This is a genomic window from Desulforegula conservatrix Mb1Pa (assembly GCF_000426225.1).
Taxonomy (GTDB): Bacteria; Desulfobacterota; Desulfobacteria; order Desulfobacterales; family Desulforegulaceae; genus Desulforegula; species Desulforegula conservatrix.
On sequence record NZ_AUEY01000042.1, the window covers coordinates 25062 to 34109 of the forward strand.

7 protein-coding genes are annotated in these 9048 nt (G+C 42.5%); 2 read left to right on the forward strand and 5 right to left on the reverse strand.

What is annotated here, in order from left to right:
• Nucleotides 1–40: 40 nt before the first annotated feature.
• Complete coding sequence (locus K245_RS26745) at nt 41–1171, reverse strand: DUF4382 domain-containing protein (RefSeq protein WP_051284150.1); 1131 nt, start codon at nt 1169–1171, stop codon at nt 41–43.
• Nucleotides 1172–1662: 491 nt separating this feature from the next.
• Between K245_RS26745 and K245_RS0114210 the strand changes: the two genes are divergently transcribed.
• Entirely contained in the window at nt 1663–2487 is an 825-nt protein-coding gene (locus tag K245_RS0114210; RefSeq protein ID WP_027359788.1) for a nitroreductase family protein, read from the forward strand.
• Nucleotides 2488–2601: 114 nt separating this feature from the next.
• Here the strand turns inward: K245_RS0114210 and K245_RS0114215 are convergent, their stop codons facing one another.
• From K245_RS0114215 to K245_RS24615, 4 genes are all read right to left on the reverse strand, one after another.
• The gene (locus K245_RS0114215) at nt 2602–3141 is read right to left on the reverse strand and encodes a YcbK family protein (RefSeq protein WP_027359789.1); all 540 of its coding nucleotides are present in this window, start codon (nt 3139–3141) and stop codon (nt 2602–2604) included.
• Nucleotides 3142–3188: 47 nt separating this feature from the next.
• Entirely contained in the window at nt 3189–4880 is a 1692-nt protein-coding gene (locus K245_RS0114220; RefSeq protein ID WP_051284151.1) for a L,D-transpeptidase family protein, read from the reverse strand.
• 275 nt (nt 4881–5155) lie between these two features.
• The gene (gene ptsP, locus K245_RS0114225) at nt 5156–7435 is read right to left on the reverse strand and encodes a phosphoenolpyruvate--protein phosphotransferase (RefSeq protein ID WP_027359791.1); all 2280 of its coding nucleotides are present in this window, start codon (nt 7433–7435) and stop codon (nt 5156–5158) included.
• A gap of 64 nt (nt 7436–7499) precedes the next feature.
• Nucleotides 7500–8390 carry a hypothetical protein gene (locus tag K245_RS24615; RefSeq protein WP_051284152.1) on the reverse strand — a complete coding sequence of 297 codons (891 nt, stop codon included), beginning with the start codon at nt 8388–8390 and terminating at the stop codon, nt 7500–7502.
• 449 nt (nt 8391–8839) lie between these two features.
• Here K245_RS24615 and K245_RS27305 point away from each other — a divergent pair.
• Nucleotides 8840–9048, forward strand: a 209-nt coding sequence (locus K245_RS27305; RefSeq protein ID WP_027359792.1) for a transposase, incomplete at its 3' end; no start/stop codon positions are given.

Consider the following 9048-nt stretch of genomic DNA (forward strand, 5'->3'; position numbering starts at 1 on the left):
GCCGGAATGACGGTAATCGGACTTTTTGCGGCCTCGTCAACTATAGATCTATTTCAAATATGGTTTCAGAACCAGCGTTTACGACCATTGGCTCAAGATTTCCTGATGCGCCTGTTTCAGGATGGACATAGTATACGAGATAAGTTCCTTCAGGAAGCTCTATTTCCCCTTCTCCTCTATTTACTATGTTAAGGGCGCCGACTTCAATTAAAGAAGTCCCCGAGCAAGGGGAAGCTGTCAAAAAATGAAGCGTAACAGAAGCATCTGATGTCATTCCGGCAATACTTAAAGCACCTGCAATAACTCCTTTGGCTGAATAACTCAGCGAGAAATTTTTTATGGAGGTTGTGTTAGCTGATATTGAAACAGCCTCGCACGCGGAGCGATAATCTTCATCAGAAAAAACGAGTGTATATGATCCTGAAGGCACATCTATGGAATATTTTCCATCGTCATCCGTTTCAGAACTCGCAACTATTTCAGGATAGGCCGATCCACTTTTTTGAACCGACACAAGCACATCTTCTACAGGATTTCCGTTGGGATCCTTAACAACACCTGTAATTCGGCCGCTATCTGTTACAACAATTGATTTTATGACAGACTTTAACAGCCATTGTCCGCTGTTGCCTGCCTTCACAACAGAAGCAGCGGCATCAAAATCAAGGAGTATTTCAAAATCCTGGCCATTAACAGAGAAGCCTCCGACTATCTTGATTCCGCTTTGATATCCGCTTGGCACTTTCAGTTTGTGAACAACACCTTCTGAATCAATTACGTAATTAGGATAAGGATGGTTTTCTCCGTTTATGTTTTTCCCGGTGTCAGGGCTATCTGAAAGAATCAGCCGTATCTGCCCATAAGCCCCATCTTCAAGTTCATAGCTTCCAAGTACAGACTTTGCTCCATTAACGAGTTCAAGAAGGTTATACGTCTTCTGGGGAGTGGACACCGTGATCCAGGTTCCAGCACTTCCGTCCGAGGAACTGTTCTTTTGTACTTCAACCCTTGCGACACTAACATAAACAGCCTTGTAAGATTCAGCCGGAGCATCCTTTAGACTGAAAGTCACCTTTCCGGTCCCGTCTCCGTCCGATGAGGACGAACTTCCCGAACATCCGGAAAGTATCACAAACAGAGAGGCAATGATCATAAATATTCTGGTTTTCATTTTAATCTCCTGATGAATTAATGGATTGATATTTCAATTTTTTATTATCATAATCGGCAATTCAAAACTCATCTTAACCGGCAATAAAAGAATTACCTGAAGACTGCGCCTAAACTTTTCGCACTATATACTATTAAATATAGCATTAATCACTTGATTTTAAAGACAAACTGCAATTATTATTCTATTTTCAAATATGACAAGGTCGCAAATAGTCAGATTATCGACATTCCGGCGTAGGCCTGAATATAGAAGTGTCTGAAAATACAAAGATGCCGGATCGAGTCCGGCATGACCGACGCATTTTTTTGAGTTTTTGCGAGACCATCAAATATATCCCAAAGCACAATTTTTTGGCCATTGATTTTATTCCAAGGGCAACACCTATACTTTTATCTCAAACAATCTTGTATTAATTTAAAAACTAAATATAAATAAAGTCGCCTTGTAAAAAATAATCATAATAATAAACCTAATTCAAGGAGATGGTAATGAGTTTTTTCAGCATAGACGCGGAAAAATGCGTAAAAGATGGCTTGTGCGTTATGGACTGTCCAATGTCCATTTTTCAAATGCCAGACAAAAACAGTGTGCCTGTTCCGGTACCAGGCGGAGAAGAGATGTGCATCAAATGCGGCCACTGCGTTTCAATTTGCCCTACAGGAGCAATTACCATAGAGTCCATCTCTCCGGAAAAATGTTATGAAATCAAGCCGGAATTAGTTCCTTCCCAGGAACAGATGGAACATATAATAAGGTACAGAAGATCCATAAGGGTTTACAAAAATGAATCCGTTGAAAAGGAAAAGATAGATTCCATACTTAAAGCAGCCTCAGCAGGCCAGACAGGCCATAACTCGCGTTCTGTCCACTGGCTCGTAATACATGACACTGAAAAGGTCAGGGAGCTTACCGGCATGGTGGCTGACTGGATGCGTTATATGATCAAGGAGCAGCCTGATCTGTCCGCCCAGCTTCACCTTGATATGGTTGTGGCAGGATACGAGATGGGCATGGATCCAATTTGCAGAAAAGCTCCGCATCTCGTTGTGGCTTATGCGCCAAAAGCAGCCCCAACCGGCGCAATCGACTGCGCCACAGCAATGGCGTACCTTGAGCTTTCGGCTCCTTCCTGGGGTCTTGGAACATGCTGGGCAGGATTTTTCAATATAGCATCGACATTCTGGCCACCATTACAAAAAGCGCTTGATCTGCCAAAGGGTTGTCAGATACACGCTTCGGTAATGCTTGGGATTCCCAAACTCAAATACCGCCGCATGCCTCCTCGTGATGATGTAAAGATTGCCTGGAAATAATCTACCACCCTGATAATCAGGATAAAAAAATTCGATCAGGTGCGTGATTTGTCGCGCACCTGAATATATTAAAATTGAAAAGATTGCCCCATCCGGGAAAGCAGCCACCATAGATTACCAGGTTCTGAAATCACCTGTATCCAGATGAACGAAATCAGACTCAGGATAATACCCCACGCCACCAAGGCGAAGCGATACGGCCAGATCATGAAGCTTTTTTGTGGGCATCCCGTCTATCCTGATATCAATGGCCTGGCCTTTCATGTGAAGACTCTTCTTGGCCACTCCGCTGCTGTTTTCATGCATGATTTTGTTGGTTAAAGGAGAACGGTAACCGGATATGACTTCAATGGTGCCTTTGCTTCCGCTCATTTTTTTGATTTTGGTCATTATGTCCAGAAGAAAAGGATCTATAGGATGTGTATCACCGGTTCGGTAGTCTCTTAGGAATGCGTTGATTTTTTTCTGTACAGTGGAAGGACATTTGCCTGTGGCGTGAAGAATTTTTAAATACTCGCCTGTATGCGTATTATAAAAGGAAAGCGGATTTTTTTTACTCACCGCGCCCCAGCTCTTTAACGGGGGAAAGAACATCAACCCTCCAACTGTCTGTGCCGAGGCAATCAGAAATTGACGTTTGTTTAATTCGACCATAAAGCTAATCTCTTTTTTAAGTGCGTAAAACGTTAAATTGGGCCCGGTTATTCACCAAACAGAGCCTTGCTTATATTTTTATCCAGATTATAAATATCTCTGTTAAAATAAATTATTCCGTTTTTGTCAACCCAAGATGTTTGATAGGTAATATGAACAGGTATGTGGGATGCAATATTTACTGTCCCACGCTTGCTTCCTGCATACATTTTCTCTATTTTTTCCTTGGGCCATTTTTCGGATTGATCCTTAAGAACAAAAAATGCAAGATCAAGGGGTTTGCCAAGCCTTATGCAGCCATGACTGAAAGCCCTTACAGTCCTTGAAAACAGTGGTTTTGTAGGGGTGTCATGCATGTACACATCATGGTTATTCGGAAACATAAATTTGATCTTTCCAAGGGCATTCCACCCTCCGGGATCCTGGCGAAGCTTGTACTGAGCCATTCTCTGCTGGGTCACATTATTCCAGTCAATTGTCCCTGGAGAAATTTCATAAGCATCCGGCCCCCAGCCTGAAAACACCCTGATATGCTTTTTTTGAAAATATCCGGGATTCTTTTTTATATTGTTCAGCTCTTCTTTTGAAGCAATACTTGCCGTAACATTCCAGAAAGGATTAAAATCGATGAAAGAAAGCTGGCTGCTTAAAAGTGGAGTCTGATAGTCAGTCCTACCCACAATAACAGGAAAATCCAAGACTATGTTTCCTTTTTCATAAGCTTTCAGATCGAAATTGGCTACGTTTACCATAAGGTATTTTTCACCAAGAAAATGCTTCCTCCAGCGCCATCTCGCCATGTTTATCTTTATCTGCCTTATGGACGAGGAAACAGGGATGTTCATAACATCAACCGTGCCTGCGCCAATGACTCCATCCGGCTCAAGGCCATGCCTTGTCTGAAACCTGATTACAGCTTCCTTAAGGGTGGAATCATAATGGGTCGTGGAAACGCCCTTGCTTTTTGTGTCAAAATCACCAGTAACCGAAAGTCTCTTGATTATTGAAGGGATACGGCTATCCTGGTCACCAGGATTGATTTTGTTGCCTGTTTTTACAGCCTGCCACCCGCCCTGTTTTTCAATTTCCCTGTATTTTTTGAGCGCCTCTTTTAAACTTGAGTAATGCTGATGGGATGGAGCTATCCCATACAGATAGGCAGAAATATCAGGTGAAGAAAGTGCGCTTTCAATGGCTTCAAGGGGGTTAAAGCGTCCATCTTCGGCTTCAGGAGTCATATTATTGGGCTTTGCAAAACGAATCTTGATCTGACCGCGGCTCACATCGTGAATATATCTAACCAGATTATAGGTTATCAGGGTATCTAGTTCGGCAAGAGCATCCGGCTTACGAGAACTCCACAGCTCGGAAATCCTTGGTATCTCATAATCACCAGGATCAAGACCTTCCTCATCTGACTTTTTCATAATTTCAACTGCGGTCGAAGCTTTCCTGTCCGGCCCGTCACTTGTTACCCATAAAGGATTAAGTCCCTTATTATGATAGATAAGGGCCAGACATGCATCACGTGAAACAAGCGCAGTATCAGGCCTTTCAAAATTGATGAGAGCTTGCGGCGAGCATTCCAGCCTTTTTTTAAGGGCAGAACCCAGGTCATCATTGATTTCAGCGGCATTACCTGTTTTTCCTGACGAAAATAAAGCCATGACCAACGTTATAAGCAAAACTGATTTCTGCAGATACATTATTCTTCGAGCCGGTATTTTTGAAAGTGTCATGAAAATATCTTTTATCTGAAAACAGATGTTTTTAAACGAACAAACACACCATCAGGATTATCGGCAGATAATTGACAAGTGTAATTCATATACTGGATAAATCAATTAGCATTGACAAGAGTCAGAGGTCAATTAAAACAAACTGCCTTCAAACAAAAAGACTATGTTCCTTATAAACATTGGACACTAAAGAATGAATGATTTTTGGACTGCATGCAGTTGGTAATCTTTTTGTAAAAAACTCTCCAACTACATGCCCAGAATAATCAAATCTTTCATGAGGCAAGAAATCTATCAAGCACTTTCTTGACCCCTCCCACAGAACTTTCAGCAAGAATTCCTTCTGAAAAAATCTTCAGATCAGCCATATTGATTGACATGACCTGTTTCTGGACAGATGGCATAAACTGTGGGTCAATGCTTAGTGATTTGACGCCTATTCCCAGAAGAAAAGGGATATATTCGGGTTCGTGGGCCATTTCACCACATACGGAAACGGATTTGCCAGCCTCGTTTATTGCCTTCACAATCCTTGACAAGGCCCTTAAAACCGCCGGATGATAAGCCCTGTAGTAGCCTGCTACCTTCTTGTTTCTTCTGTCCACGGCAAGCATGTACTGGATGAAGTCATTGGTTCCTATGGAAAAAAAATCGGCTTCTTTTACATAGGCATCAATTGTTTCGATAACTGATGGAATTTCAATCATCATGCCTATTTCCGGGCTATGATGATGTGCAAGATCTTCCTCGCCAAGATCCCTGACACAATCGGACACAATCTGCCTTGCTTCGATAAATTCATCAATTGAAGAGATCATAGGAAACATGATCCTCAGACATCGCCTTTCTGCTCCGGCCCTTAGTATTGCCCTGATCTGCTGCTCGAAAATATCCCTGTGAGTCAACGAAAATCTTATGGATCTGAGCCCGAGTTCAGGATTCACCTCGTCTCCGTCGTCTGAATAACTTAAAGTCTTGTCACCTCCAACGTCGAGGGTTCTGATTGTCACTTCCTTGTCAGGCATTGAATCAAGGAGGCGTTTGTAAACAATATACTGCTCGGCTTCTGTCGGGAAAGTGGATCGTATCAGAAAAGGAAATTCTGTTCTGTAAAGCCCGATTCCTTCCGCTTTAAGCTGCTTTGCAAGGTCAAGCTGGCTCAGAAGGTTTATATTGGCAAGAAGCCTGATCCTGACACCGTCGACAGTCTGGGTTGTGGCATGCATTTCATCTGAAATGGCCTCTATTGTCTTTTTTGTGGCATTTCTGATTTCATACTCGTGAATAAGCGCATCTGCAGGATTTATATATATGCTGCCGTTATCAGCATCAAGGAGAACAATGGTTCCCTCATGAATTCTGAGAAGATCGTGGTTCTCCGCTATAACCACGGGTATTCTGAGGGATCTTGCAAGGATGGAAACATGGGATGTCATCCCACCTCCAACCAGAATAACCCCCTGAACCTGATCAGTTGAAAGTTTCAGAATGTCTGAAGGAAAGAGATCCCTGGCCACGATTATCCTGTGACCTCCGCCTTCTATTCTCTCTCCTCTTCCAATGAAAAGATTACGCAGAATCCGGCAGGCAAGATCTTCAACATCCGTTGCTTTTTCCCTTATATAAGCATCCGGACTCGAAGAAAAAATTCTGATATAATGTCCGGCTATTTCGCGTATTGCCTGGGCAGGATGCATTCCATTGGAAATTTTTGCGTCCATTTTAGGCACAAAACTCGGATCCTTAAGTATCATGAAATGGGCGCTGAATATGAGTGACGCGCTTTCAGGCAATTTCTCGGAAAAACTTTCCTGGAGGGCTGAAAGCTGCTTTTCAGTCGAGGAGACAGCCTCAATGAATCTTTCATGACTGCATGGAGGGTCTAATGAAGAATCCCTTGTAAGAAGCCCGCCCATATCTTTATGAAAAATCATTATAGGAGCTAAGGCAAAACCTTTGGAGGCCGATTCTCCCTTAATGACACCGCTCGTAATTTCCGTAATTTCAGGCTTCTCTTCCTTATCTTCCCTTCCCCAAAGCCCCATGATGAGTCTTGCATTTTCAATAGCACCGGCAAGCTGAGAAGCTGTGGCCCTTAATACCCTCAGATCCGAATCACCGAAAAAACCGCTGGTTTCGTGCTGAACGGTCAGGACTCCAACCTTATGGCCTCCTCTGATCATTGGAACGGCTATGAAAGAATGAAATTTTTCTTCGCCAGCCTCCTCAAAAAACTTGAAGTGAGGATTTGTGATGGCGTCAATTTCAAAAACAGCATGTGCTTCGGCAAGGGCAAAACCAACAATTCCCTCGCCCTCTTTAAGTCTGATTTTATTGACCGCTTCGGCCTTCAGACCGTGGGTGGCCTTAAGAACAAGTTCTGAAGAGGCTTCTTCATATATATAAATAGAACAAACATCTGCGGATATATGCCGGGCTATTATGGCTGCAGTTTCATCAAGAAAGTCTTCTATGTCAGGGCTTCCTGCGAGGGCTCCGGCAAGTTCTCCGATATTACAAAGAAGATCAAGGTGTTCCTGTCTTTTATGAGGCATCTTTGACTCCCAACTATTCGAAACAGTATATCAATAATAATGGGTTTATAAGTCCCAATTTCTATCATTCCGCGGATGGATTAACTGTGCCCCTTTTTTCATCAGTCAGAAATTCCAGAGCGAATCTGTTATATGCCATTACAACACAGACCACGAAAAAGGAGCTGGCAATACCGATCATGGCGCTATAAACCGGAGGAGCCATAAGGGCCATTCTGACCATAACCGTTGCAACGGCAAAAGCAGAATCCCTGAAAGCAAGGGCATACATATTACCGTATTTAAGAGAAACAAGAACCATTAAAACATCAGTAAAGGCAAGTAGGGTAAAAAAAGAATGAAAAATCGTCTCGTTTTCTCCTGCGCTAAAATAATCGAGCATATCATTTGTGCAGATAAGGATAAATGCAACAAGAAGAAACATGGAAATAAGCTCTTTGGATCTGATGAAATACCGCCTGTTATGCTCATCCCTCATGACTGGCGCTTTAATGTGGAGCCTGGTAAAAAATCCCATCATGACAAATATGGCAAGGGCTGAAAATGAAAGAGCTGCCATGCTTGGAATGATCTCAGAAACGCTTGCCCAGGTAAGAGGTTCGTTAAGGTGGGACATTTCCTTAAAGGCGTCCCTTATCAGAATCAGGGAAAATATCTCGAACTGTTTTGAAACAGCCTCTGATACTGAAGCTACAAAACCAATCGCAAGGCCTATGCCCTCGAACATCAGAAGCAGTGTAAAAGCGTTATTGATCGAAGCGAGATGATTTTTAGGCATGAATTTTACAAAAGAATCAGGAACCAATCCGTGTCCTGCGGCCTCAACCAGTAAGAGAGACCAAAGAAAAGTAGCTATAAGCAGATTGCCCTGAAAACGCCTGCCAAAAGAGGATCCCCAAGCGGTTTTAATTCCTTCATGAGCTGCGCAGTTCAGCTCAAGCAGCTTAGTAAGCATCGGACAGACAAGCCTCCGGTTCCAGATAATCACCGTGCGATCGAAAAAGATTATTAGCCACCCAGGAAAAGGCCAAAACACAATGAAGACACTTTAAATAAATACTCCTGAAGTAAGGTTTAAATCATTAAATGATTAGAGGCACGTTTTTTTTTAAATAATGTATCTTCTAAGTAACAAATTCTGGCCACATAGTTTTTGTTCCCAGAATTAGGCCTAAACACGTCGAGCCAAGGCTATGGGGCTAAACTTTATGTCTGGGACTTAAGAACTATAAAAGCGTTCAAAGCCAAAAATTTTTTGCCAAGCTTTTTTTCAAAAAAGCGCCTTTTTAAAAGCTTGAATTAATGATTGGTGAATAGTTATAAAATAATTTGATTACCATTTTTACTCCGCCATGCTTATCTTAAGGCATGTGAAAGATTATCCAGATATGATGGAGGTGTAGCATGGCAAAAAATATGATCCAATTTCAAAAAGGAAAGAGTATTCACGAATTCCTGTCCGAATATGGGACCGAAGATAAGTGCCAAGACTCATTATTCAGACTTAGATGGCCGCATGGTTTTAGTTGTCCGAATTGCGGCGGTTCGAAATTTTGCGAGCTCAAATCAAGAGATCTGTACCAATGCCACAAGTGTCACCATCAGGCGTCGGT

Coding starts and splice junctions, on each gene's coding strand:
- ptsP (WP_027359791.1), bottom strand. CDS start 7,435: ATGCCTCATAAAAGACAGGAACACCTTGATCTTCTTTGTAATATCGGA.
- K245_RS0114220 (WP_051284151.1), bottom strand. CDS start 4,880: ATGACACTTTCAAAAATACCGGCTCGAAGAATAATGTATCTGCAGAAA.
- K245_RS0114215 (WP_027359789.1), bottom strand. CDS start 3,141: ATGGTCGAATTAAACAAACGTCAATTTCTGATTGCCTCGGCACAGACA.
- K245_RS0114210 (WP_027359788.1), top strand. CDS start 1,663: ATGAGTTTTTTCAGCATAGACGCGGAAAAATGCGTAAAAGATGGCTTG.
- K245_RS24615 (WP_051284152.1), bottom strand. CDS start 8,390: ATGCTTACTAAGCTGCTTGAGCTGAACTGCGCAGCTCATGAAGGAATT.
- K245_RS26745 (WP_051284150.1), bottom strand. CDS start 1,171: ATGAAAACCAGAATATTTATGATCATTGCCTCTCTGTTTGTGATACTT.